26 protein-coding genes are annotated in these 24,249 nt (G+C 62.7%); 15 read left to right on the top strand and 11 right to left on the bottom strand.

From position 1 onward, the window contains the following. The first annotated feature begins 8 nt into the window (after positions 1-8). Positions 9-239 carry a DUF3079 domain-containing protein gene (locus tag SUTH_RS04880; protein WP_041097527.1) on the top strand — a complete coding sequence of 77 codons (231 nt, stop codon included), beginning with the start codon at positions 9-11 and terminating at the stop codon, positions 237-239. Between the two features lie 257 nt (positions 240-496). Here the strand turns inward: SUTH_RS04880 and SUTH_RS04875 are convergent, their stop codons facing one another. The 6 genes from SUTH_RS04875 to SUTH_RS04850 form a co-directional block, all read right to left on the bottom strand. After that, on the bottom strand, positions 497-847 hold the full coding sequence (locus tag SUTH_RS04875) for a DsrE/DsrF/TusD sulfur relay family protein (RefSeq protein WP_041097525.1): 351 nt from the start codon (positions 845-847) through the stop codon (positions 497-499). 15 nt (positions 848-862) lie between these two features. After that, the gene (locus SUTH_RS04870) at positions 863-1,540 is read right to left on the bottom strand and encodes an ArsR/SmtB family transcription factor (RefSeq protein WP_041097523.1); all 678 of its coding nucleotides are present in this window, start codon (positions 1,538-1,540) and stop codon (positions 863-865) included. A gap of 9 nt (positions 1,541-1,549) precedes the next feature. Beyond that, positions 1,550-2,173: a class I SAM-dependent methyltransferase gene (locus tag SUTH_RS04865; protein WP_231851100.1), complete on the bottom strand. Its 624-nt coding sequence runs from the start codon at positions 2,171-2,173 to the stop codon at positions 1,550-1,552. A 72-nt stretch (positions 2,174-2,245) separates the two neighbouring features. After that, positions 2,246-4,312 carry a nitric oxide reductase activation protein NorD gene (locus SUTH_RS04860; RefSeq protein WP_041097520.1) on the bottom strand — a complete coding sequence of 689 codons (2,067 nt, stop codon included), beginning with the start codon at positions 4,310-4,312 and terminating at the stop codon, positions 2,246-2,248. 174 nt (positions 4,313-4,486) lie between these two features. Beyond that, the gene (locus SUTH_RS04855) at positions 4,487-5,338 is read right to left on the bottom strand and encodes a CbbQ/NirQ/NorQ/GpvN family protein (RefSeq protein WP_084207255.1); all 852 of its coding nucleotides are present in this window, start codon (positions 5,336-5,338) and stop codon (positions 4,487-4,489) included. 8 nt (positions 5,339-5,346) lie between these two features. Continuing rightward, a complete protein-coding gene (locus SUTH_RS04850; protein WP_148312853.1) occupies positions 5,347-6,804 on the bottom strand; it encodes a beta-barrel assembly-enhancing protease in 1,458 nt (485 codons plus the stop codon). Positions 6,805-6,852: 48 nt separating this feature from the next. Between SUTH_RS04850 and moaC the strand changes: the two genes are divergently transcribed. Together moaC and SUTH_RS04840 are read left to right on the top strand one after the other, a co-directional pair. Further along, the gene (gene moaC / locus SUTH_RS04845) at positions 6,853-7,383 is read left to right on the top strand and encodes a cyclic pyranopterin monophosphate synthase MoaC (RefSeq protein ID WP_052473260.1); all 531 of its coding nucleotides are present in this window, start codon (positions 6,853-6,855) and stop codon (positions 7,381-7,383) included. Next, a complete protein-coding gene (locus SUTH_RS04840; RefSeq protein ID WP_041097518.1) occupies positions 7,380-8,396 on the top strand; it encodes a COX15/CtaA family protein in 1,017 nt (338 codons plus the stop codon). The genes moaC and SUTH_RS04840 overlap by 4 nt, the downstream gene beginning before the upstream one ends. A gap of 1 nt (position 8,397) precedes the next feature. Here SUTH_RS04840 and greB read toward each other — a convergent pair whose 3' ends face one another. Further along, on the bottom strand, positions 8,398-8,943 hold the full coding sequence (gene greB, locus SUTH_RS04835) for a transcription elongation factor GreB (RefSeq protein WP_041097516.1): 546 nt from the start codon (positions 8,941-8,943) through the stop codon (positions 8,398-8,400). Between the two features lie 43 nt (positions 8,944-8,986). Between greB and SUTH_RS04830 the strand changes: the two genes are divergently transcribed. The 12 genes from SUTH_RS04830 (at position 8,987) to SUTH_RS04780 (ending at position 19,621) form a co-directional block, all read left to right on the top strand. Then, a complete protein-coding gene (locus SUTH_RS04830; RefSeq protein WP_052473258.1) occupies positions 8,987-10,210 on the top strand; it encodes an MFS transporter in 1,224 nt (407 codons plus the stop codon). A 123-nt stretch (positions 10,211-10,333) separates the two neighbouring features. After that, the gene (locus SUTH_RS04825) at positions 10,334-10,699 is read left to right on the top strand and encodes a hypothetical protein (protein WP_148312852.1); all 366 of its coding nucleotides are present in this window, start codon (positions 10,334-10,336) and stop codon (positions 10,697-10,699) included. Positions 10,700-10,705: 6 nt separating this feature from the next. After that, complete coding sequence (locus SUTH_RS19575) at positions 10,706-10,876, top strand: hypothetical protein (RefSeq protein ID WP_171817314.1); 171 nt, start codon at positions 10,706-10,708, stop codon at positions 10,874-10,876. Between the two features lie 93 nt (positions 10,877-10,969). Then, positions 10,970-12,619, top strand: a complete 1,650-nt coding sequence (locus SUTH_RS04820) for a flagellin N-terminal helical domain-containing protein (protein ID WP_041097512.1) — start codon at positions 10,970-10,972, stop codon at positions 12,617-12,619. A 202-nt stretch (positions 12,620-12,821) separates the two neighbouring features. Next, complete coding sequence (locus SUTH_RS04815) at positions 12,822-14,357, top strand: flagellin N-terminal helical domain-containing protein (protein WP_041097510.1); 1,536 nt, start codon at positions 12,822-12,824, stop codon at positions 14,355-14,357. 166 nt (positions 14,358-14,523) lie between these two features. Further along, positions 14,524-14,799 carry a flagellar protein FlaG gene (locus tag SUTH_RS04810; protein WP_171817313.1) on the top strand — a complete coding sequence of 92 codons (276 nt, stop codon included), beginning with the start codon at positions 14,524-14,526 and terminating at the stop codon, positions 14,797-14,799. A gap of 172 nt (positions 14,800-14,971) precedes the next feature. Continuing rightward, positions 14,972-16,420 (top strand): flagellar filament capping protein FliD, encoded by a 1,449-nt coding sequence (fliD, locus tag SUTH_RS04805; RefSeq protein WP_041097506.1) that lies wholly within the window; start codon positions 14,972-14,974, stop codon positions 16,418-16,420. Between the two features lie 16 nt (positions 16,421-16,436). Then, the gene (fliS, locus tag SUTH_RS04800; RefSeq protein WP_041097504.1) at positions 16,437-16,862 is read left to right on the top strand and encodes a flagellar export chaperone FliS; all 426 of its coding nucleotides are present in this window, start codon (positions 16,437-16,439) and stop codon (positions 16,860-16,862) included. Next, entirely contained in the window at positions 16,862-17,233 is a 372-nt protein-coding gene (locus SUTH_RS04795) for a flagellar protein FliT (RefSeq protein WP_231851099.1), read from the top strand. The genes fliS and SUTH_RS04795 overlap by 1 nt, the downstream gene beginning before the upstream one ends. Positions 17,234-17,337: 104 nt before the next feature. Further along, on the top strand, positions 17,338-18,453 hold the full coding sequence (gene fliK / locus SUTH_RS04790; protein WP_171817312.1) for a flagellar hook-length control protein FliK: 1,116 nt from the start codon (positions 17,338-17,340) through the stop codon (positions 18,451-18,453). Then, positions 18,437-18,751: an EscU/YscU/HrcU family type III secretion system export apparatus switch protein gene (locus tag SUTH_RS04785; protein WP_052473251.1), complete on the top strand. Its 315-nt coding sequence runs from the start codon at positions 18,437-18,439 to the stop codon at positions 18,749-18,751. The genes fliK and SUTH_RS04785 overlap by 17 nt, the downstream gene beginning before the upstream one ends. Positions 18,752-18,793: 42 nt before the next feature. Then, positions 18,794-19,621 (top strand): flagellar brake protein, encoded by an 828-nt coding sequence (locus tag SUTH_RS04780; protein ID WP_041097502.1) that lies wholly within the window; start codon positions 18,794-18,796, stop codon positions 19,619-19,621. A gap of 49 nt (positions 19,622-19,670) precedes the next feature. Here the strand turns inward: SUTH_RS04780 and SUTH_RS04775 are convergent, their stop codons facing one another. The 4 genes from SUTH_RS04775 to SUTH_RS04760 form a co-directional block, all read right to left on the bottom strand. Further along, positions 19,671-20,507: a M48 family metallopeptidase gene (locus tag SUTH_RS04775; RefSeq protein WP_052473249.1), complete on the bottom strand. Its 837-nt coding sequence runs from the start codon at positions 20,505-20,507 to the stop codon at positions 19,671-19,673. A gap of 1 nt (position 20,508) precedes the next feature. After that, a complete protein-coding gene (locus SUTH_RS04770) occupies positions 20,509-21,408 on the bottom strand; it encodes a recombination-associated protein RdgC (protein ID WP_041097500.1) in 900 nt (299 codons plus the stop codon). Positions 21,409-21,497: 89 nt separating this feature from the next. After that, positions 21,498-22,625 (bottom strand): tetratricopeptide repeat protein, encoded by a 1,128-nt coding sequence (locus SUTH_RS04765; protein WP_052473246.1) that lies wholly within the window; start codon positions 22,623-22,625, stop codon positions 21,498-21,500. A 13-nt stretch (positions 22,626-22,638) separates the two neighbouring features. Further along, positions 22,639-24,183, bottom strand: coding sequence for a class I SAM-dependent methyltransferase (locus tag SUTH_RS04760; RefSeq protein ID WP_041097497.1), 1,545 nt, complete (start codon positions 24,181-24,183; stop codon positions 22,639-22,641). Between the last annotated feature and the right edge of the window lie 66 nt (positions 24,184-24,249).

The raw sequence follows: 24,249 nt of genomic DNA, 5'->3' as shown, positions 1-24,249 counted from the left end.
ATAGATCCATGGCGAAGAAATTTCCCTTGCACCCGAAGCATCCCGAGCGAATCTGCTGGGGCTGCGACAAGTACTGCCCGGTCGATGCGCTCGGATGCGGCAACGGCTCGGACCGCACCCAGCACCCCGCGGAACTGCTCGGCGAGGACTGGCTCGACTACGGCGACTGGGGCATCGATACCGAGACGGAACCGCCGCGCACTAAGGGCGGCAGCAACAAGGGGCCGGGTTCGGAGTAGCCTTCACAGCCGCCCCGCCGCAAGAGTCTCCGAAGGGACGCACCGCACTGGGACTGGCGTGACCAAGCTGGCGCAACGCATCCCGCTGCTGCTCGCCGACAGCCGCGGCTTCGCCACCAACCGGCGCGTCGTGCCGGAACAGATGGCGTTCGAGAAATACTGGTAAGCGTGGATGTCGTTCCGCTGAAGCGCCATCCGCCATTGCAGGATATTTCCCGAGAACATCACGGGGCGCTGAAACCGGCGCGCAGCCGAAATCAGAAGCTCAGCACCTTGTCGGCTGCGAGAGTCCACTGGGTGAGTTGATCCATGGAGCCGCGCCTGGCGCCGTCAACCAGCTCGGCGTCCGTGATCCCCCGCGCATCCATGCAGGTGCCGCAAACGGCCACTTCAGCGTTGTGCGCGACAAGCATGCCCAGCATGTCGGCGATGTTGTAATAGCCTTGCGGCACTTTCTGGCCGCCATGGGCTCCGGATGCAGCATCACCCATCAGAAACACACGCACGTCGGTTTTGCCCGTCTTCAACAGCGAACGGGCGAGGCGCAGGCCGTTGTAGGTATGTTCGGAACCATAGGGGGCTCCATTGAGTATCAGCAGGGTATTCACGGACTTCTCCTTCTTTCAGGCGTTTTCCTGCGTCGCCACGGGCCTGTGTTCGGCCTTCCATTCCGGGAACCCGTCTTGCAAGCGGCGCGCCCGATAGCCGGATTTCCGCAGCTGGGCCACGGCGTCGAAGGCCAGCAGGCAATAGGGGCCCCGACAGTAGGCGACAATTTCCCGCTTCCTGGACAGGCTGGCCAGGCGCCGGGACAATTCTTCGAGGGGGATGTTGACGGCGCCGGGAATGTGGCCGGCGGAATACTCCTGCGGCGGACGGACGTCGAGCACGATGACCTCGCCTCGCTTGACGCGGTCCAGCAGTTCGTCGCGACCCACCGGATCGAGTGCATCACGCCGCTCGAAACTGTCGCGCACGATGCGCTCCACTTCGGCGCTTTGCCGCTCGGCCACGCCGCGAATTGCGGCAATGACGCCGGGAATGGCGTCGTCTGCCAGCGAATAGATCACTTGCAGGCCTTCCTTGCGCGAAACGGCAAGCCCGCTCAGGCGCAGGATTTTCAGATGATGCGAGGTATTGGCAATCGACTGTGCGCATGCTTGCGCCAGCGCTTCGACGCCGCGCTCACCCTGGCTGAGCGCCTCCAGCAATTCAAGGCGCACCGGGTGCGCCAATGCCTTCGCCACCTCCGCGAAATGCGACAGGAGCTTCAGCTTGGGCGACGGCTTCGGTACAGGCATGCGAATTCCTCAACAGCGACGAAAACAGCAATAGATGAACTTCTGGCTGCCCTGAGATGGAGCCACATGGGTTTCGCGCAACGACTCGATGAGTTCGAAACCCTCGCCCATTTCGGCAGCCAGCTGGTCGGGGGAATAGCGACAAACCGGCAGGTTGCTGCATTCAGCCGGACCGTCCTCGGCGAAGGTAGCCATGATCGCATAGCCACCCACTGGCACGGCCGCTCGCAATGCGGCGACATAGAGTGCGCGCTGCCGGGGCGTGGTGAGGAAATGAAATACCGCGCGATCATGCCAAAGGCGGTAGGGCCCTGGCGGGGCTGTTTCCGTAATGTCGCCGGTCATCCAGGTCACCTGCCCGGCATGATCGCCGAGTCGAGCCTTGACCGCGGCAATGGCCGTCGCGGAAATGTCGAGCACCGTGAGATACCGGAAGCCGTCATCGACAAGGTGATCGACGAGGTTCGAGGCGCCGCCGCCGACATCGATGATTGCATCCTCCCGTCGCATGCCCAGTTTGGCGATCAGCCGCAGCGACGTTTCAGGCTTGACTTGATACCAGCTCACTTCATGAGCGGAGCGCGTGGCGTAAACCTGCTCCCAATGATCGACTCGACTCATCGCCTTCCCCATATTCAAGTATTCGTTTGAATATTAGCTTTTGAATTGCAGGAATGCAAGTCGCTTGCTGTCTGCCGCGCCGCCTCAGCCGGTCAGCTTGCGGTAGATCTCCGCAATTTTCTGCGGCAGCTTTTTCGCATCGTCGATCACCGAATAGTGCGCGGGGCCATAGAGCTGCGGCAGGTAGTCGGCGCCGTGGCGGTCGATGGTGACGCAGTAGCTGCGGATGCCCTTCTCGCGTGCTTCGAGCAGCGCGCGGCGGGTGTCCTCGATGCCGTAGCGGCCGCGGTATTCGTCGCCGTAGTCGTCGGGGCGGCCATCCGAAAGCGTCACCAGCAGCTTGTGCCGCGTGTTCTGCCGCATCAGCAGGCCGGAAAGGTGGCGTACCGCGACGCCCATGCGGGTGTAGTCCCTGGCCTCGATGCCGGCGATGCGCTGGCGCGTGGCGGCATCGTAGCGGTCGGCAAAGCGCTTCACCGGATAGATGTCGCAGTGGGTGCGCGTCCAGCCGGAAAAGCCGTAGATGGCGTAGCTGTCGCCCAGCGCCTCGATCGCCTCGCACAGCAGCACCAGCGATTCGCGCTCGGCGTCATTGACCCAGCCCTTGGTCGAGCCGCTCATGTCGACCATGAACATCACGGCCAGCGAACGCTCGATGCGGCGGCGGTGGATGAACAGGCGCGGCGAGGGTTCGGCGCCGCTCATGCGGTCGGCGCGGGCGTCGACTTGCGCGTCGAGATCGATCTCCTCGCCGTCGAACTGGCGCTTCTGCGGCTTGTCCTCGCCGCGCAGGGCCTCGAAGCGGCGACGGATGCTGCGGATCAGGTGGGCGTGGCGGGTGCGCACTTCGTCGACCCATTCGTGCCTGCCGACCGGCGCCGTCATCTCGTACAGATGGCACCAGCCGTGGCGCCAGGAGCCGCGCCGGTAGTCCCATTCATCGTAGAAGGCGTCGGGCTGGGTGGTGACACCGGGCGTCATGGACTCGTCGCCACCATCGACCGGCTGCCAGGCCCCCGGCCCGGCCGCATGCAGCGCTTCGGGAGGAAGTTCGCCAAGATCCTGCATCAGCGATTTCGCCGCCTCGCGCGCGGCGGGCGGCAGGGCCAGCAGGTCAGCCTGCGGGTCGGGCACCTGCAGCTCGCCTTCCGCCGCCAGCGGCGGATAGTCGGAATTTTCCGCGGCGCCCGGCTTGGTGTCGGTCGCCGCGATCACGTTGAGGGCGCGGCGCACGACGGCCAGCTCGCGCGCGATGCGTGCGGCGCGCACGCGGCGGGCGGCCACCGGGTCCATGACGCCGATGTGCGGAATAATCGGCGTGTCGCCAGCGCCGACTCTTCGCAGTTCGGCCATGCAGGCGAGGCTGTCGGCCGCCGTGGCCCGCGGTCGCGCCAGGCTCTCCGCCACGGCGGCCAACTTGCCCGGCCACGGCCCGCGCAGGAGCGCGATGTCCCTGGCGAGGCCGGGAAGTTCAACGCCGATGCAGGCCTCCAGGCGCATCGCCTCGAACACGGCGAACCAGCGCAGCCCGCGTTCGCGATCGGGCCAGAGTTCGAGCTCGGGCTCGGGATCGATGTTGAAGCTGCCGAAGCGCGTTTGGGCCCAGAGCAGGGCGGCCATGACCTTGTATAGCCGCTGGTTGCCGACGACATCCGGCGCGACGTCGAGCCGCTCGGGCAGCCACAGGGTTTCGCTGTCGGTCCAGGCTTTGGGGCCGCTGGCGAGCTTCAGCGCACGGCCGTCGAGCGCCTGCAGAAAGCGCGACAGGCGGCCTTCGACCGTCGCGAAATCGATGCCTTCCTGCGAATGCCGCACGCGTGCGGCGTGGGTCTCGGCGAACTCGTTCAAGGCCTTGCGCGTGGCGGCAAGACCGCTGCGATCATAGGCGTCGAGCCCGGCACGCACCCAGTCGTCGAGTTGCGCGCCGAGCCCGGACGCCCGTTCCGCGGCCAGCGAGGCGATCAGCCAACCCAGATCGTCCGAAGTTTGTGCCGCGACCCCCGCCCAGTGCAGCACCCGGTCCTGGGTCTCGCGCGGCAGGGCTTCGAGCAGCGCTGCCGGCTCCGCGGCGGAACGCTGGCGCAGGGAAAGCAGCAGCAGTTCGTCGAGCCGCGCTTCGAGTTCGTGAGCGAAGAGCTTGCGTTCGCTCATGACGAATCAGTCAATTATCCGCAGATGACGCAGATTTTCACAGATTAAAACTCGGTAACTCATCGGCTTAGAGATGATCTCCGGAAAACTCAATGAGGGAGGTGTGAGTCGCGCCCAGCGTATTGTTCCATCTGCGTAATCTGCGAAATCTGCGGATCAACTGCTTTTCAAGCATCAGAACACGGCGCGGATCAGGTCGTCGAGCGCATCGCGCGTATCGGGTTCGTCGGCCAGCGGCCGGGCGATGGCCGCCGTGCAGGCTGTCGCCGGTGCCATGCCGCTGGCGATCAGTTGCGCGGCATGCACCAGGAGGCGGGTACCGGCACCTTCGTCGAGCCCGGCACCCTTGAGCTTGCGCGTCAGGCCGCCGAGCTTGACCAGCTTCTGCGCGGTATCGGCATCGACGCCACCTTCGTGGACGACGATGCGCGCTTCGGTGTCGGCTTGCGGGTAGTCGAAATCCAGCGCCACAAAGCGCTGCCGCGTGCTCGGCTTCATTTCCTTGAGCACGCTCTGGTAACCGGGATTCCAGGAAATCACCAGCATGAAGTCAGGCGGCGCCTCGATGTACTCGCCGCGCTTTTCGACCGGCAGGGCGCGACGCGAATCGGTCAGCGGATGGATCACCACGGTGGTGTCCTTGCGCGCCTCGACGATCTCGTCGAGGTAGCAGATCGCGCCGGCGCGCACCGCGGCCGTGAGCGGGCCGTCCATCCAGACGGTTTCGTCGCCGACGATCAGGTAGCGGCCGACGAGGTCGGCGGTGGTCAGGTCGTCGTGGCAGGCGACAGTGACCAGCGGCCGTTTCAGGCGCCAGGCCATGTGCTCGACGAAGCGCGTCTTGCCGCAGCCGGTGGGGCCCTTCAGCATCACCGGCAGGCGGCTGCCGGCGGCAGCGGCGAACACCTCCACTTCGTCGCCGGTGGCGTGATAGTAGGGCTCGTTTGCGAGGCGCACCAGCGGCGTCGCGAGAGTGTGAATATCGGCGCGGACTTCGTTCCGCGCGGCGGGCCTGGGAGCAGTCATGTCGGCGCCTATTTCTGTTTGGCCTGCTTCGCTTCGTCGGCCATGCGTTTCTTCATTTCGCGCAGCCGCGCATCCACCTGCGACTGCTCGTAGAAATTGCCGTCGCCGGACTTCTGCGCCAGCTCCAGTTGCTCGACCGCGGCCGGCACCTGGCCCAGCAGGGCATAGGCTTCGGCCTGGGCGCGATGCTGCTGCAGGCGCTTGCCGAGCAGCGAGTAAGTCTTCGCCTGCAAGCCGTGCATTTTCGGGTCCGAGGGATAGCTCAGCAGGTCGTCCTCGGTGACCTTGATCGCTTCCTGCGGCAGGCGGGCCTCAAGCAGCGCCTCGACCAGGCCGTAGGCGATGGCGCGCTCCTGCGGAAAGCGCGGCTGTGCGGCGCGCAGCAGTTTCACTGCTCCCGCGGCATCGCCCTGCTTCAGCCGCAACTGGGCGGCAAAGGTCTCGATCATCGGCGACACGGCTTTCAGGCGGCGCAATTCGCCCAGCTCCCTTTCCGCCGCGGCGACATTGCCGTCGCGCAGGCGCGCCTGCGCCAGGCCGTAGCGCATGGCCGTTTCGCTGCCGGCGAAGCTGCGATCCCTGAGCCGGGTTTCGAACTCCGTCACCGCATCGCGCGAGGTGCCCTCCTGGGCACGCAGCTTGGCGCGCACCAGCTGGAATTCGAGCGAATCGGTCACCTGCTTGTAGGGACGGCTCTGGATCCGGTTTCCCATGTCGGCCAAACGTTCGGTCGTCAGCGGGTGAGTCCGCAAATAGCCGGGCGCATTGTTCTCGTAGAGGCGGCCGAACTTTTGCAGGCGCTCGAAGAAACCGCTCATGCCGCGTATGTCGAAGCCGGAGCGCTCCAGCAACCTCAAGCCGATGCGATCGGCCTCGCGTTCGAAATCGCGCGTGTAGTTCAGCTGATTCTGGATCGCCGCGCCCTGCCCGGCCATCGCCGCGCCCACGGCAAGATCGGGACTGCTGCGCGCGGCAAGAATCGCCACCGCCAGTGCCAGCAGGCTGGTCACCTGCCCCTGGCCCGACTTGTTCATCAGCCGCGCCAGATGACGCTGGGTCACATGGGAGATTTCGTGCGCCAGCACCGAGGCGAGTTCGGATTCCGATACCGCGGCGAGGATCAGCCCGGTATGCACGCCGATATAGCCGCCGGGCATGGCGAAGGCGTTCAGCGTCGGGTCGCGCAGGGCGAAGAATTCGAACTCCTGGCGCATTTCCTCGCTTTGCGAAGACAAGCGATTGCCGATCCGGTTGAGATAGCTGTTGACCTCGGGATCGTCGAGCCAGGCCGGGTCGCGACGAATCTCCAGCATCACCGATTCGCCGATGCGGCGTTCCATCGCCGGCGAGAATTCGGTTTGCGCCGCTTCGCCCAGATCGGGCAGGCCTTCGGCCACCGACAAGGGCGGCGCCGCGACGATGCCGAAACCCAGAACCAGAGCGCGGCTGAGCAGATGCAGTTTCATACCGCTATGATAGCGGCTCCGCAAAATCGAGTTGTGACAGGGTATTTCATGAATCCACCCCGCAAACCGCCGCCCAAGGCTCGCTCCAAGCCGTCGGCCGCGCCGCTGACCCATTTCGATGCCGCCGGGCAGGCCCATATGGTCGACGTCGGCGCCAAGGCCGAAACCACGCGCGTGGCGCGTGCCCAGGGCCACATCCGCATGGCCCCCGCCACCTTTGCGCTGATCGAGAGCGGCTCGGCGAAGAAGGGCGACGTGCTCGGCATCGCGCGCATCGCGGCGATCCAGGCGAGCAAGCGCACGTCCGACCTGGTCCCGCTGTGCCATCCGCTGGCGCTGACCCGCGTCGCCGCCGGGTTCACGCTGGATGCCGGGCGCCATCGCGTGACGCTGGAAGTGACGGCGGAGACCGTCGGCCGCACCGGGGTCGAAATGGAAGCGCTGACGGCGGTTTCCGTCGGCCTGCTGACCATCTATGACATGTGCAAGGCCGCGGATCGCGGCATGATCATCGAAGACATTCGCCTGCTGGAAAAAGCCGGCGGCAAATCGGGACACTGGCTGGCAGACTGCAAATGAATACAAACAATCAACAACGCGCCGTGGCCTGGTGGCTGTTCGCCTGCTGCGCCATGGTTTTCCTGACAATGGTGGTCGGCGGCGTGACGCGCCTGACCCACTCGGGACTTTCCATCGTCGAATGGAAACCGCTGATCGGCGCCCTGCCGCCGCTTTCCCACGCCGACTGGCTGGAACTCTTCGCCAAGTACCAGCAGACGCCGGAATTCATCAAGCGCAACCACGACATGACGCTGGATGGCTTCCAGTTCATCTTCTGGTGGGAATGGGCGCACCGCCTGTCCGGCCGCCTTATCGGCGTGGTGTTCTTCGTCCCCTACGTCTGGTTCCTGCTGCGCGGCAAACTGCGCGGCGCGCTGGCGGCGAAGGTGTTCGGCTTCTTCATACTCGGCGGACTGCAGGGCGCGATGGGCTGGTACATGGTCAAGAGCGGCCTGGTCGACGACCCGCGCGTGTCGCAATACCGGCTGGCGGCGCACCTGGGGCTGGCCTTCCTGCTGTTCGGCCTGATGGGCTGGACCGGACTGGGCATGCTGCAACCGCGCGCCGTAGCGCCAGCGCCGACTCTCACGCGGCGCCTGGGCAACTGGCTGGTGGTGCTGGTGTTCATCATGGTCCTTTCGGGCGCGCTGGTGGCCGGCATCCACGCCGGACTGGCCTACAACACCTTCCCGCTGATGAACGGGGATTTCGTCCCGCCCGAGATTTTCATGGTGGAGCCGCTGTGGCTGAACTTCTTCACCAACATGGCCACCGTGCAATTCGACCACCGCATGATCGCCTGGGTTTTGATGGGGCTGATTCCGTGGTTCTCCTGGCGCATCTGGAACGAAACCCCCGAGGCGCGGCCGGCGGCCGTGCTGCTGACGCTCTGGCTGGCGGTGCAGGTGAGCCTCGGCATCGCCACGTTGCTGCTGCAGGTGCCGGTGGCGCTGGCCGCCACGCATCAGGCCGGGGCGATGGTGCTGTTCGGCCTGGTGCTGTGGGCGAATCACGCGATCCGTCGCGCCTGATTTACTCGTAGCGGATTTCGAGGATATCTATTTCGCGCAAGCCCCCGGGGCTGTCGAAACGCACCGTGTCGCCTTCGCGCGCCTTGAGCAGGGCGCGCGCCAGCGGCGAAATCCAGCTGATGCGGCCTTCCATGGCATTGGCTTCGTCGATGCCGACGATCTGGTAGGTGGCTTCGGTGCCGTCGGCGTCGCAGACGGTGACGGTGGCGGCGAAGAACACCTGCTCGCAATTCTGCTGCTCGGCCGGGTCGACGATCACCGCCGACTCCAGCCGCTTGGTCAGGAAGCGGATGCGCCGATCGATTTCGCGCAGGCGTTTCTTGCCGTAGATGTAGTCGCCATTTTCCGAGCGGTCGCCGTTGCCCGCCGCCCACGACACGACCTGCACCATGGCCGGCCGCTCGACCTTGACCAGATGCTCGAATTCGGCGCGCAAGGCCGCGTGACCACGCACCGTCATGTAGTTTTTGGTACCGGCGGGAATCGTGGACTCGGGGGCTTCCTCCTCGTCCGCGTCGTCGGATTCTTTGACAAAGGCCTTGTTCATCTTGTGGCAATCCGTAGCGGTTTCAAATGTTAGCATTCCAACCATGACAAATCCCTCCCCGCCACTGGCGCAGCGCCCGCTCGCCACCGTGCTCACCTTTGCCGCGCTGATCGTCTGCGTGGCGATGGGCATCCGCCACACCTTCGGCCTGTTCCTGACGCCGATGAGCATGGAGCACCAATGGAGCCGCGAAGTGTTCTCCTTCGCCCTGGCGCTGCAAAACCTGTTGTGGGGCGCGACGCAGCCCTTCGCCGGCTGGCTCGCCGACCGCTACGGCGCGCGGCGCGTGCTGTGGAGTGCCAGCGTGCTGTATGCGCTGGGCCTGCTCGGCATGGCCTACGCCGCCACCGGCACCGGGCTTGCCGCCACGGCCGGCCTGATGATCGGCGCGGCGCAAAGCGGCTGCACCTACAGCGTGGTATTCGCCGCCATGGGCAAGCTGGTGCCCGACGCCAAGCGCGGTTGGGCGATGGGCGTGGTGGCCGCCGCCGGCTCCTTCGGCCAGTTCCTGATGATTCCGGTGGCCTCCGGCCTGATCGGCGGCATGGGCTGGTTCGGCACGCTGCTGGTATTCGCCGCGTCCGCCCTGCTGATCATCCCGCTCGGCGGCGCATTGACCAAAGGCCTGGTGGCGGGCGCCTCCGGACACGGCCAGACGGCGCGCGAGGCACTGGGCGAGGCCATGCGCGAGAAAAGCTTCGTGCTGCTGATCGCCGGTTATTTCGTCTGCGGCTTCCAGGTGGTGTTCATCGGCGTGCATTTCCCCACCTACCTGATCGACAAGGGCATGGGCGCCGAAGTCGGCATGACGGCGCTGGCGCTGATCGGCCTGTTCAACGTGTTCGGCAGCTACAGCGCCGGCCATCTCGGCAATCGCCTGCCCAAGCGCCATGTGCTGGCCGGCATCTACGCCGCGCGCAGCGTGGTCATCTCGCTGTTCCTCTGGGCGCCGCTCTCGCCCGTCAGCGTCTATCTGTTCTCGGCGGTGATGGGCCTGCTCTGGCTATCCACCGTGCCGCTGACCAATGCCATCGTCGCCCAGGTGTTCGGCGTGCGCTACCTGGGCATGCTGTCGGGCCTGGTGTTCTTCAGCCATCAGGTCGGCAGCTTCCTCGGCGTCTGGCTCGGCGGCAAGCTGTTCGACGCCACCGGCGCCTACGACACGGTGTGGGGCATCTGCATCCTGCTCGGCGTGCTCTCGGCGCTGATCCACCTGCCGATCGACGAGCGCAGCCTGGAAACACGGCGGTTGGCAACCGCGCACTGACCACCCTGTCGGCCAGCGCGAGGCAATAGTCGGCGCTGGCGATACGGCGGAGAACAATTCGCACCTGCCACTGGCACGGTATTCGCTGTGACGAGCATGTACTTCTTCAACAAGGAGAACACCATGCCCGTACTACCCAGCGGCCGTCGCATCGAATTTTCTCTCGATCGCTTTTATGCCCTGCTCGGGCGGCTCGAACTCGAGCAGGCATTCATCACCGCCGACGCCCTGCACGACCCCGACGACCTGCTTCCGGTTCTGGACGCGGTCCATTTCAACGAGCAGAACGGCCTCCCCTATTTCGCGAACTATGTCGCCGCGGACTGGGAATCGCGCGCCGCCGACTGGAGCGTGGCCGACCGCGAGGCCTTGCGCCGCTGGTTCGCCACCGACTCGGCCCGCTTCCATCGCGCCGAAGCCATACAAGGCGTCAAGGCGCTGCTGCTTGAATTGGCGACCGACCGGGTGTATCAGCCGGAATCGGCCTGACGAGAAATGTTCGCGACCGAAGGCGGCAACAACTCGGGAAAACTTGGCCGGATGGCGGCAAGAATTGCCCTTGCAATTGCCCGGATGGACGCAGTAGCCGGATCAACCACCGAAAAACACCTGTCTTTAACGAATTTCATTCTTTCCGCCAAAGATGGCACGCAGGTTGCTCAGTAGAACGCAAGACCACAACGAGTAGAGGTCCGGGCCCGGTTGTCTCGACGCGAGACCGCCAAGCGCATCGGAAATCGTCCAGCCAGGAGAATCGCCATGCCACAAGTCATCAATACCAACGTTGCATCCTTGAATGCCCAGCGGAATCTGAACCGGTCGCAACTGGATCTGGCGACTTCGTTGCAGCGACTATCCTCCGGCCTGCGGATCAACTCCGCCAAGGATGACGCGGCGGGCCTGGCGATCTCCGAGCGAATGACCACACAGGTGCGCGGCCTCGATCAGGCGCGGCGCAACGCCAACGACGGCATTTCCCTCGCACAGGTCGCGGAAGGCGCCCTGCAGACGTCATCCGACATCCTGCAACGCATCCGCGAGTTGTCGATCCAGTCGATGAACGCGACCAATTCGGCGGGCGACCGCGCAGCCCTGAACGCCGAAGTCCAGCAACTGATCCAGGAAATGCAGCGGGTCGCTTCGACCACCGAGTTCAACGGCCAGCGCCTGCTCGATGGTTCATTCACCGCAGCCATCTTCCAGGTCGGCGCCAATGCCAACCAGACAATTTCGGCGACCTCGGGAAATTTCCAGACCAATGCCTACGGCAATTACCGCATCGGCGCCCTCGCCGCCACGACGCAGACCGGCATCGGCGACCTGACCAAGGGCCAGACTGCCTATGCGCAACTGACACGTACCGACACCGGCAACATCAATGAATCGCCGATCCAGGCGGCAGGAACCCTGACCATCAACACGGCCACGGGAACCACCGTACTCGACTATGCCGCGGGCGCCTCGGCTTTCGACGTGGCCGCCTCGATCAATCAGGCCGCCCTGGGTATCACCGCCAGCGCCACCACCCAGTTCATCCTGGGCGCCAACGACGGCGCCGCCGCCGCCAACGCATTCCAGCAGAACACCACTTACTCCTTCTACCTCGCGACCGACACGACCAGCCCGACCGTGGCGGCGACTCCCGGCGCCGGTTTCACGACCGTCTCCTTCACCACCGGCGGAACCACCGGCAGTGGTGAAATCAGTTCGGCAGACCAATTGAATGCAGCGGCCCAGGCCTTCAACGACGCGGCCGGCAAAACCGGCTTCACGGCAAGGGTGGTCAAGACCGATGGCGGGCGCTTCGGCCTGCACATCGTCAATGAAAGCGGCAAGGACTTGCGCATCAACAATATTTCCGGCACATCCGTCGTGATGCAGGACATCAAGGCCATCGACGGCGATGCGGCGACGGCGGCCACCGCTGCCACACTGGCGGTGGCAGGCACCACGACCACATGGGCCGCAGCCGATGGCTACTGGGTCACCGGTCAGCTCAATCTCGATTCGGAAAAGTCCTTCTCGGTCACGGATAGCGTGGGCGGCGCCGCGGGATTCATGACGGCCGCAACCGTATCGGCGTCCGCCCTGCAGGAAGTCGCCAAGGCCGACATCAGCACCACCTATGCGGCGGGTCGCACCATCGCCATGGCGGATTCGGCACTGGCCGCCATCAACAGCCAGCGCGCGCGCTATGGCGCCCTGCAATCCCGGTTCGAGTCGACCATCGTCAATCTGCAAACCACCTCGGAGAATCTCAGCGCCTCGCGCTCGCGCATCCGCGACGCCGACTTTGCCGCGGAAACCGCGGTGCTGACCCGCAACCAGATCCTGCAGCAAGCCGGTACCGCCATGCTGGCTCAGGCAAATGCCCTGCCTAATCAGGTACTTTCGCTGCTGCAACGCTGACAACAAACGGCGTATCCAGCAGCAAACCATCGCGGCTCCCATAAGGAGCCGCTTCTTTTTGGGTATTTCGCCAATGCCCTAAAGTTTTCATTTCGCACTCCGATAATGAACTTGTCGGCGGTACAACGCCGCCCAAGAAATCTGTCGGAGACAGCGATTCAGGCGCTTCCGATCAGTCTAACCCTCTGAAAGGAGAAGCAAAATGGCACAGGTAATCAACACCAACATCCAATCGCTGAATGCCCAGCGCAATCTCAACACGTCGCAAACCAGCCTGTCGACCTCGCTGCAGCGCTTGTCTTCGGGTCTGCGCATCAACAGCGCCAAGGACGACGCCGCCGGCCTCGCGATTGCCAGCCGCTTCACATCGCAGATTCGCGGTCTTGATCAGGCCCGCCGCAACGCCAATGACGGAATTTCGCTGGCCCAAACGGCTGAAGGCGCGCTCTCCGGCTCCCAAGACATCCTGCAGCGCATGCGCGAACTGGCAGTACAGTCCGCCAACGAAACCAATTCGGCCTCCGACCGCGCCGCCCTCCAGGGCGAAGTCGCAAACCTGTCGTCCGAACTCGATCGGATTGCCCAGACCACCCAGTTCAACGGCCGCAACCTGCTGGACGGAACCTTCACCTACGCCCAGTTCCAGGTCGGCGCCAACGCCAACCAGACCATCACCGCCACCAGCGCCAACTTCCGCACCAACAACTATGGCAGCTACCGCATGGGCGCGCAGGCTGTGCTTGCGAGCAATCCGGAACCCACCCGCGGCGCGCTGGTCGCCGGCAGCACGGCAAACACCATCACTTCCACGGTAGCGGCGGCAACCCGCCTTGCCGGCGATACCTTCACCATCAACGGCGCGCTGGGCAGTGCTGACGTCACCTACGGTGCATCGGCTTCCGCCAGAGACGTCGCCGCACTGGTCAACGCCAAGACGGGCCAGACCGGCGTAACCGCAAATGCCGTCACTGAAATCAAGATGGGCACGCTGACGGCAGCGTCTTCCTATTCCTTCCAGATGACGTCCGACAACGCCTCGGCCGTGACGATCGCCTTCACTACCGGCGCCACGATCAATGCCGACGGCCTCAGCGCCGCAGTGAATGCCTTCAACGACAAGTCGGCCACCACCGGCGTCACGGCACGGGTCGATGACCTGGGTACGTCCCTGGTGCTGACCAACGCTTCGGGCAACAACATGACCGTCAGCACCCTGGTGAACACCAGCGCAGCCTATACGCTGACCGCCTTCACCGGGGCCAACAACGGTGGTATCACCGCCGCCGTGGTCACGGCAGCGAATGCCGCTGCAACCAACGTCGTGGTCGGTGAGCTTTCGCTCGACTCGGACAAGTCCTTCAACGTCAGCGGTGCGACCGTCGATGAGTTCTTCAGCGCGGCCACGGCTTCCGCCCAGCAGCAGACCGTCCAGTACGCCGACGTATCCAGCAAGGATGCGGCCAACCGCAGTATCGCCATCATCGACGGCGCCCTGGCCAACGTAGGTAGCCAGCGTGCCCGTTACGGCGCACTGCAGAACCGGTTCGAAACCACGGTAACCTCGCTGCAGACGACGTCGGAGAACCTCGCCGCGTCCCGCAGCCGGATTCAGGATGCCGACTTCGCGATGGAAACGGCCAACCTGACCCGCGCCCAGATTCTGCAGCAGGCAGGCATCGCCATGCTGGCTCAGGCGAATGCGCTGCCGAACCAGGTTCTGACGCTGCTCCGCGGCTAATAGGGAAGTTCGACTGACAGGCGTGGACTGAAAATCCGAATGATTCAGCCTCGCCTGTAAAACCAAGGAGTCTTACATGAGTATTCAATCCTTGAACGGAGCCGCCGGCAACACGCCGCAACCCGCACAGGCCCGGAGCAATCCGGCGCCCGTGCAGGATGCTGCGATGAAGTTGCCGCAGGCACCCGTACAGTCGGTACAGCCCACCCAGAAGCCAGCCCCGGAACAACTCCAGAAAGCGCTTGAGGCACTGAAACAAGCCGTGCCGATCAAGTCAAATGCGCTGACTTTCTCGCTGGATGACAGTTCCGGGCAGACCATTGCCCGCGTCGTCGATAGTGAAACCGGAGAAGTGATTCGGCAGATTCCATCCAAGGAACTGCTGGAAATCGCCCGAGCCATCGACAAGATGCAGGGGATGCTGCTGAAGCAAAAAGCCTGACCGACAAAAATGCAATAGTTTTGCCAAAGGCCCGCACTGCGGGCCTTTTTCTTGCTTTATTCGGCTGACCACGTAACCTACAATCTAGCAAGCGACTGGCACCGTCGGACCGCCCCGCCCTTCAGGATCCCGTCGCAATGCCGTAAGTATCAGCAGGGTAAAGGAGTCCCCAATGGCAAGCATTTCATCTGCCGGTATCGGTTCTGGCCTCGATGTCAACGGCATCGTTACGCAGCTCATGGCTGTCGAGAAGCAACCCCTGACGGCGCTCGACACCAAGGAGGCCGGCTATCAGTCGAAATTGACCACCTTCGGAACGCTCAAGAGTTCGGTGGCCTCGCTGCAATCGGCTGCGCGCGCGCTGAAGTCGAGCTCCCTCTACGCCAGCATGTCCGCCAAAACAGGCGACAGCAGCGTTTTCAGCGCCAGCGCCAACACCGCCGCACAAGCCGCCAGCTATTCGCTTCAGGTAGTTGCCCGCGCCCAGGCCCAGGCGATTTCGTCCCAGGCGTTTTCCAGCATCACGACCGATGTCGGCGTGGCGGACGGCAAGATCAAGATCGAACTGGGAACGTTCTCCGGTGGAGTGTTTACCGCCGACCCCGACAAGACCGCAACCACCATCGAGATCGGTGCGACGAGCAGTTCCCTCGAGGAAATACGCGACGCGATCAATGATTCCGGCGCTGGCGTGCGCGCCAACCTGGTTTACGTGGGCAACAATGAATACAAGCTGACGGTCACCTCCGAGAGCACGGGCGCCAAGAACAGCATCAAGCTGACCGTCCTCGACACAAGCGATGTCGTCCAGAACAACAATACGGGTCTGGCAAAACTCTCCTTCAACCCTGCGGCAATGGCTGGCGCGGGTAATGAATTCGAGGTCAACACAACTGCCCAGGATGCCCACTTCAAAATTGACGGGCTGGATGTCTATCGCACGACGAACTCGGTTTCCGACGCCATCACCGGCGTCACCTTGAGCCTGACCGGAGTCGGCACCACGACACTGACCGTCAGCAAGGACTCGGCTTCGGCAAAGAGCGCACTGGACAGCTTCGTCAAAGCGTACAACGACATCGCCAAACAATTGCGCGACGCGACTGCCTACAACGCATCGACCAAGCAGGCATCGATCCTGACCGGCGACAGCGGCGCGCGCAGCCTGCAAACAGCCCTGCGCGAAATGATCGGCTATTCCCGCAGCTCCACCGGCAGCAACTATTCCACCTTGTCGGATCTCGGTGTCGCCTTGCAGCGCGACGGGTCGCTGGTATTCAACTCATCGAAGTTCGAAACCGCGATGGCCTCATCGACGACGAATGTCGGCGATCTGCTGAGCTCCACATCGACGAATTCGCCGGGAATCGCGGTACGCATGACAAAAACCCTGGACGGGATTCTTTCAAGCACCGGCCTGCTCGCCAGCCGGACCGAAGGGATCAACCGCAGCATTGCGGATGTCGGCGATCAGCGGGAAAGACTGGCGCGCCGACTGGTGCAGATCGAAGCGCGCTACCGCAAGCAATTCAGCGCCCTGGATACCCTGGTCGCGAGCATGCAGAAGACATCGCAGTATCTGACGCAGCAACTGGCGAACCTGCCAAGCACCACTTCATGACGTCGAGGAGACGCTGATGTTTGCCACATCCAACAAAAAGACCGATGCTTACAGCAAGGTCGGCCTTGAGACCGGAGTCGATAGCGCGAATCCGTATCGCCTGATCACGATGCTGCTCGATGGCGCCGCCTTCTCGCTGGGACGCGCGGCTCAGGCGCTCAAGGAAAAACGCATCGCGGAAAAGGGCAAGGAGATATCGATCGCGATCGACATCATTTCTTCCGGTCTGCAGGCAAGCGTCGACCTTGAAGCGGGGGGCGAAATCGCCGAGCGCCTGAATTCGCTGTACGACTACATGTGCACCCGCCTGCTCCATGCCAATTTGCACAATGATTTGGCCGCAATTCAGGAAGTATCCAGCCTGCTTGGAGAGATAAAGGCCGGCTGGGAAGAAATAGCCAATGATCCGGCCGTAGCTTCCCGCTACAAGCTGCCCGCATGATGGCTACGATGCACGGGATGCCCTCCCAAATCGAACTCTACGAAGAAATGAGCCTTCTTTCGGCGCGCATGGTCGAAGCCGCGCGCGCGAGCGAATGGGACGAACTGATTGAGCTCGAACGAGGCGTTACCGGCTTGCGCAACACCTTGATGGCCACGCCCGAAGACCGCAATGCGCCCGCCACGGATCTGGAGCGGAAACGCAGCCTGATCCGGCGCATCCTTGAAGACGATGCGGAAGTGCGACGCCACACCGAACCCTGGATGGAGCATGTCCGCAAGTACCTGGGCAACAGCACCCGCCGCCGCGACGTCGAGAAAGCCTATGCGGCCGGCGCCGGAGAAGCTGATCCCGGCCGCTTCGGAGCCTGAGCTTCCGGCGTTGGCAGGCGACCACGATGCTCGCCTTCACGTCCTTCTGAGATCCGGGTAGCACCATGGTATTGATCCCCAACGATGCCGGCATCCGCATGCGGATGGAAACCGAAACCGCACTGCATCCGATAAGCCCGGTCAGTGAAATTCCGGCCGATCTGGTGGAACTGCGTCCGGGCCAGACCTTTTCGGCGCGCATCCAGGAGGTCCTGCCGGAGAACACCTACAAAGCCCTGGTGGCGGGCCGATCCCTGACACTGGCACTGCCGCAGGGAGCCAAAGCGGGCGACACGCTGGAATTGGTCGTGGTCGACCGGACGCCACGCCTGATCGTCGCCCAACTCGCCAGCCAGAGCAGTCCCGGCACTGCGGCGACTGATGGCGATTATCCATTCACCAACCTGTCGCGCACGGCCCAATTGATTGGCGCTTTGCTGGCACGCGATGGTACCTCGCCAGCTCCGGCGGCGCTGACACGCGGGCAGCCACTTCTTCCCGGCGCATCGACACAGGCAGCCAACATGGCCGCCGAGCTGGCACCACTACTGGCCAAGGCTGTTGGCCAAAGCGGGCTGTTCTACGAAGCCCATCAAGTACAGTGGGTCATGGGGCAGCGCCCTATCAGCGATCTGCTGGTGGAGCCGCAGGCGAAACACTCGCCTGCGGAAGCCTCGCTTGCAAGTGGAGAAGAACCTGGTAACCCGGCCACAAGGCCGACATCCAGCGGACGTTCAGCCGAACTCTCGGGACCGATGGGACTCCTGCAAAATCTGCTCGGCAGTGAGGAGATTCGCCAGCACGCCGGTACGCCAACTGCAGCAACCGCAAATCCGGCGCAAACGGTACCGGAAGACCTGCGACCACTGGTTCAGCAGCAACTGGACGCTGTTGCAACGCAGCGCCTGGCATGGCATGGGGAAGTCTGGCCCGGACAATCGCTGGACTGGCAGATCGAACCGGACGGACGGCAAACGGACAGCGAACAGGCAGACTCGGAAAGAGGCTGGATTACGTCCTTGCGCCTCACGACACCACGCCTGGGCGAAATCGACGCACGACTCAGTCTGACGCCGGCGGGAGCCAGAATCACCATAGCCACGCCGACTGGCGTCAGCGCCGCGAACTTGCTTGACGCCGCCCCATCGCTGGAGAAGTCAATGGCCGCAGCCGGTGTGCCGCTGCTCTCCTTGCAGGTCAAGCATGTCACCGAAGACTAAGGACGGCGAACAGCGGGCACTTGCCGTGGCACTGAAGTATGCGCCGGGTGATTCGGCACCGACGGTTGTGGCAAAAGGACGGGGATTGATCGCCGAAGAGATCATCTCCCGCGCACGCGAACACGGCATCTTTGTGCACGAATCGCCGGAGCTGGTCGCCTTGCTGTCGAAAGTCGACCTTGATGGACAAATCCCTCCCCAGCTCTACATTGCCGTTGCCGAATTGCTGGCCTGGATATACCAGGTGGAGCGCGAAGGTGCCCGTCCGGATGGTCTTTCGGCCGACAAACTCGGCTAAAATGAAGAATTATTCTGTTCCAATCCTGTCGTTTCTCGAACAATGAGCGGTATCGAAGCCGAAAAACCCTCCCAGCCGGATGCGCCGGCACCCGTTCCCGAGCAGACCAGTTCGCAGAAGCTGGCGGCAGAGCTTCTGTCGACGGACGAATTCAGCCAGTACATGCTGAATACCAAGAACGAAATGTTCGCGGTGTTCCGTGGCATGGTGGATCATGTCTCGCAAGTCACCATGTTCTTCAACGAAGGCCGCGACATGGTGCTGACCTGCATGATCAGCTACAACGACAACGGCATCCTTCTCGATCTCGGGCCTAGTCAGGAGATGAACCGGAAGGCGCTGGAAGCCCAGAGGCTGTTCTGTGTCACGCTGCTCGACAAGGTCAAGGTCCAGTTCATCCTGCGCGGATTGAAGCAGGTCGAGACGAAAAGCGGGCCGGCGTTCTTTGCCGCCCTGCCCGACAGCGTGCTGCGCCTGCAGCGCCGGGAATACTACCGGCTGGCGACACCGATCACGCGCCCGCTGATATGCACGATTTCCTTTCCTGCGATCGACGGCAAGCGTCAGACGGTCGAAGCTCACATCGGTGACATCAGCGGCGGCGGCTTGGGCCTGGTTTCGCTTCCAATCGACCTCAAGATTGAAACCCGGCTCGAACTCGGTTGCAAGATCGATCTGCCCGAGGTTGGCGTGGTAACCGGCACGATCATTGTGCGCAGCGTATCCGAATCCGCGACACGCAGCGGCGTCAAGTCCAAGCGGGCAGGCTGCGAATTCGTGAAATTGCCCGGTCCGATGCTGACGCTGATCCAGCGCTACATCATCAAGGTCGAACGCGAGCGCAAGGCCCGCGAGTCGGGGATGGGCTGATCGGACGCATTGGTCCGCTCCGGTATCGCCGTATCGCCAGCGCCGACTCTCAGTTCCGGACGCTGTCCCGGGCGCCGACAGCACTGGCGCCAGGCTTCGCGGAAATTGCGCGCCGATACAACGGCATCACTTCCGGCAGGTGTTTTTCGATTTCCCTGATGCGATGATCGCCCGCCGGATGGGTTGAAAGAAATTCCAGCGGCGCCCTGCTATTGGCGGCAGTCATTTTCTGCCACAGGCTGACCCCGGCGCGCGGATCGAAACCTGCCCGTGCCGCGATATCCAGCCCGACCACATCGGCTTCCGATTCATCGTCGCGCGAGAACTTGAGCGACAGCAGATTGCCGCCGATCTGAAATGCCCCGGCATAGCGACCGCCCCCCACGAGTTCTCCCAGAAGATTGGCGCCCAACTGGGTGATCTGGCTTTTCGCCATGCGCTCGCGGGCATGCTCGCGCAGGGCGTGGGCAATCTCGTGGCCCATCACCATCGCCGCCTCGTCATCGGTCAATTTGAGCGTATCGAGAATCCCCGAATAAAAGGCGATCTTGCCACCGGGCATGCAGAACGCATTGATCTGCTTCGAGCCGATCAGGTTGACCTCCCACTTCCAGTGCCTGGCGCGGGGATTGAAACGTTCGACAAAGGGAATCATGCGCGCGGCTATCGCTCGCAGGCGAATTACCTGCGGATGATCCGCCGGCCCAAGCGCGCCCTTGGCAGACGCCTGACGCTTGAGCTGCTCGTATTGCTGGGCCGCCTGCTGTTCAATCGCACCCGCCGGCACCAGATTGCGCACGCTGGATGGCTTGCCGACATCAACGCCATCGGCCAGTGCGGGCAGCCCGAAAGTCAGCGCTGCCAGGACGAGCAGCGCGTGTTTCATTTCATTCGCCTTCACCGCCCAGCACTTCCACCAGATGTTGGAGCAGTTGTGCCAGCTCTCCGCACATCAGGGTGAAATTGGCCGCAAACAAATCATCGGCATTCTCGGCCTGGCGCTCGGCATCCTCCTTCAGCAAATCAAGAAACGCCAGGCGCTTGATCTGCAATTGCTCGGTCAGCACGAACGATGCGCGATCGTTCCAGGTCAGCGCCAACCGGGTAGCCGACTTGCCGCCGGCGATGTGACTGCGCACCTCGTCGCTGTCCAGGTTGTGGCGCACATAGCGCACCGCGGCACGTTCTTCGACCGCCGCACACAGTTCGCAATCGCGATCGACCGTGAAACTGCCGGGCGCATGGCCCGCCGCCAGCCATTGCGTCATGGCGGTCGCCGGCGCCAGTTGCGTCTTGATCAGAGTGACAGGCAGCTCGCCGAGGGACAACTTCAGATGTTCCATGACTTCATCGGCGCGAGCGCTTGACGATGCATCAACCAGCAGCCAGCGATTGACCGGGTCGATCCAGACGTAGGTGAGGCCGCGTTTGACGAAGGCACGCGGCAGCAATTCAGCCTCGATCTGGTCGATGACTTCGCGCGTCTGCTTTCTCCCGGGTTTGTAGCCTTGCGCCGCCTCGATCTCGGCCAGCTTGGCCTGGGCATACTGACGCACCACGGAAGCCGGCAGCAGCTTCTGTTCGACGCCCAGCGCGATCAACTGCTGGTGCTCGACGCTGAAAACCAGATCACCCGGTTCTCCACGCGGCGGTACCCAGCCCCGTGCGACGCGATCGCTTGCGCCGCAGCCATGGAACAGGCCCTTCTGCAGGGCATCGGACAAAGCGTCAGTGCTGTATGCCCACTCAGGTGTCAGGCGAAAAATCTGAAGATTGCGAAACCACATTTGGTCATTACCACTATTTGAATATCAGGGAGTTCGGACGAAGTGCGTCTGCGGAACGAGCTGAGGCCGCAAATCTGCCTGAACGCTTGTCAGCGATTCCGGAATGTTTCCATCCATTCCGCGGCACGCCGTTTTGCTTCGGCAATCTGATCGGGCGTCATGAGCGTTTCAGCGTATTTTAAATTGGCCTCGCTGGCTTTATTGCCGGCCATTGCAGAAATACTGAACCACTTGTGCGCTTCAATGTAGTCGATTTCCGCCACCTCGCCACGTGCGCACATCAGCCCCAGAATGCATTGCGCCTCGGCCACACCCTGCTCCGCAGCCTGCCGGTACCAGCCTTCAGCCTGCTTGACGTCTTTCGTTACTCCGAGGCCATTGTTGAAAAGATATCCCAAATTGTGCTGAGACTCGGCATCGCCTTTTTTCGCCGCTTTTTCCCAAAGAAAAATGGCCTTAGCGTAGCTCTGTGCAACGCCCAGCCCGTTTGCGTATCTGAGTCCTAGCGAAGCTTGCGCCGGAGCGAATCCGGCCTTTGCGGCTTTTGCAAGCCACTCCAGAGCCTCGCCTTCATCTGCGTCGACACCAAGGCCGTCCTGATAGGCCAGGGCGACTTTCCACTGCGCCCGCAAATCCCCCTGGTTGGCGGCTTTCAGATAGGAGTCGAAGGCCTTCGCCGGATCCTTGCGCAAGCCCTGTCCCGTGGCATACCTGTTCCCCAACATGAACTGAGCTTCGGGAATGCCCTGTTCCGCGGCCTTCAGGTACCACGTTGCCGCCATGTACTGGTTGTCTTCATTCAGGCGGGCCAGTTTCAAAGCCGCCTCGGCATCTCCCTGCTCTGCCGCCTGGAAGTACCAGTACTCGGCGTCCATGGCATCCTTCTCTGTGCCATGGCCCTCCTCATACATGGTGCCGAGATGATACTGGGCTCGCGCATGGCCCTGCTCGGCAGCCTTCAGGTACCAGGAAAACGCAGTCTTGAAGTTCTGCTTCACCCCCTGGCCAAGAGCGTATTTGTTGCCAAGGACACATTGCGCCGGCGCGAATCCCTGATCGGCCGATTCCCGGTACCAGGCGAGCGCCTGCCGGGGGTTCTGCTTGACTCCCTGGCCGCTCGCATAGAGCAGGCCCAGACGATACTGCGCCGATGCATCGCCTTTCTCGGCCAATACTCTCAAAGACTCTGCAACTGCGTTGGCGTCTTTGACGACCATCGTCACCTCTTGATCAATCGACAACCTTGAGCGCCCGCAAACCAGGCAACTGGTTTGTGGCAAACGAATGCGCTTCATCCGTGAGCGCTGCGAGGCTCTCTTGCTCGGACATCACGCCCCCTTCGCGCTTGGCGATCCCCGCTCCGTTGGCAACCAGGTTCTCCAGAAGAAACTCAGCCCATTGCTCAGGGCGATGGCGGCCTTTCAGGCGGGCAAGCAACATCTGCAGATGAAATGGCTGGACGTGCAATCCGCCGCCCGTAACCGGACTGGCCAGATTGCGAACCCTTGACGCCCCCGTCGAACTCTCGATCAAGTACTGATTCAATCTGGTGGTGGTAGGCAGTGCACGTTCCATGGCGTCCTCCTCCTGAGCTGAGGCCACATCACCCTTGCCGACCAGCACCATGACTGCTTCCAGCATCGGCGCGAACGAAATTCCCCTGGCCTGCAATCCCGCCTCGATCTCGCCCAGGGAACGAATCTGCCGATCTGCCAGCAATTCGATCAGCGGCCTGTAGACAGCCTCCGGAAGGTCCTGTTCAACCAGTGAGCCTCCTGCCCTCAGAACGATACTGTCCGGCTCGCTGACCAGCACGACCCGGTGCGCTCTCAGTGCGATCTTTCGTTCTGGAGCCTCGAAATGCCGCGGACCCTTGACCCAGTAATCCTTGCGGAACTGCCGGTTGATCACAAAATCCCGGACGGACTGCTGAAACCGTACATCCGGAATCCGCCGCAAAATCTCGATCTGGGCCGGCAATAGATTGAAGGTGTCAAAGTGGTCGGAATACAAGGCAGAGCATGCAAAACTCACCTTGGCTGGCTCGAACCAACGGGCGAACTCGGAGAACAACATCGGCTGCCAGTCCCGATTGAAGTACTCGTGCGCAAGATAGTTCCTGTTCTGTTCCTTCAGTTTCTTGATGCGACCTGCCGCCGCCGGGTTGATTGCGGCATAGCCGGGGCTTGCATCCACCAGGGCATCCACGAATTCGATTGCCGATTCAATGCGGCTGGCAATGGCATTGCCAGGGGCCGACATGACTTCGGCATGCTCCGTCATCAACTGGCGCATTGGCACGATCTGCGACCAGCCAGGCTGGGTGTTGTAGCTGATGTACATGACGCCACCCACACGCAAGCGGCGACGAACAAAATCCACGATAAGACGGCGGTTTTCATCGGAGACCCAGCTCCAGATGCCATGCAAACCGATGAAATCAAAGTCAGGCAGATCGGAACGATTGCAGAACTCGGCAAACGACTGGTCGAACAGATGCACATTCGCACCTGACGCCCGTCCCAATTCGCGCGCAAAGCCGGCCTGCGCCGGATTGAAGTCGGTGCCCCACCACTGGCTGGCCGAAGCAGCGGCGTGGATATTCGTGCTTGCGCCAAAACCAAAACCCAACTCGCACGACACGCCGGTTGCGCCACTGTCACATGCGATCCCGGCATTGAGCAATGCGAGCTTCGCCGCAAGCGGACTCAGTTCGCGATAATAATCATAGGTATAGTCAATACCATTGACATACCCTTCCGACCAGTCAGACATTTCGATTCGCTCCGCTGGAAAACATCGTTGCCAAGGCGCTCCTGGCCATGCCGCACAAAAGAGACA

This window comes from Sulfuritalea hydrogenivorans sk43H (assembly GCF_000828635.1).
Taxonomy (GTDB): Bacteria; Pseudomonadota; Gammaproteobacteria; order Burkholderiales; family Rhodocyclaceae; genus Sulfuritalea; species Sulfuritalea hydrogenivorans.
Note: the sequence above shows the minus strand (reverse complement) of the source record. Positions and strands in the feature narration are given on the sequence as shown.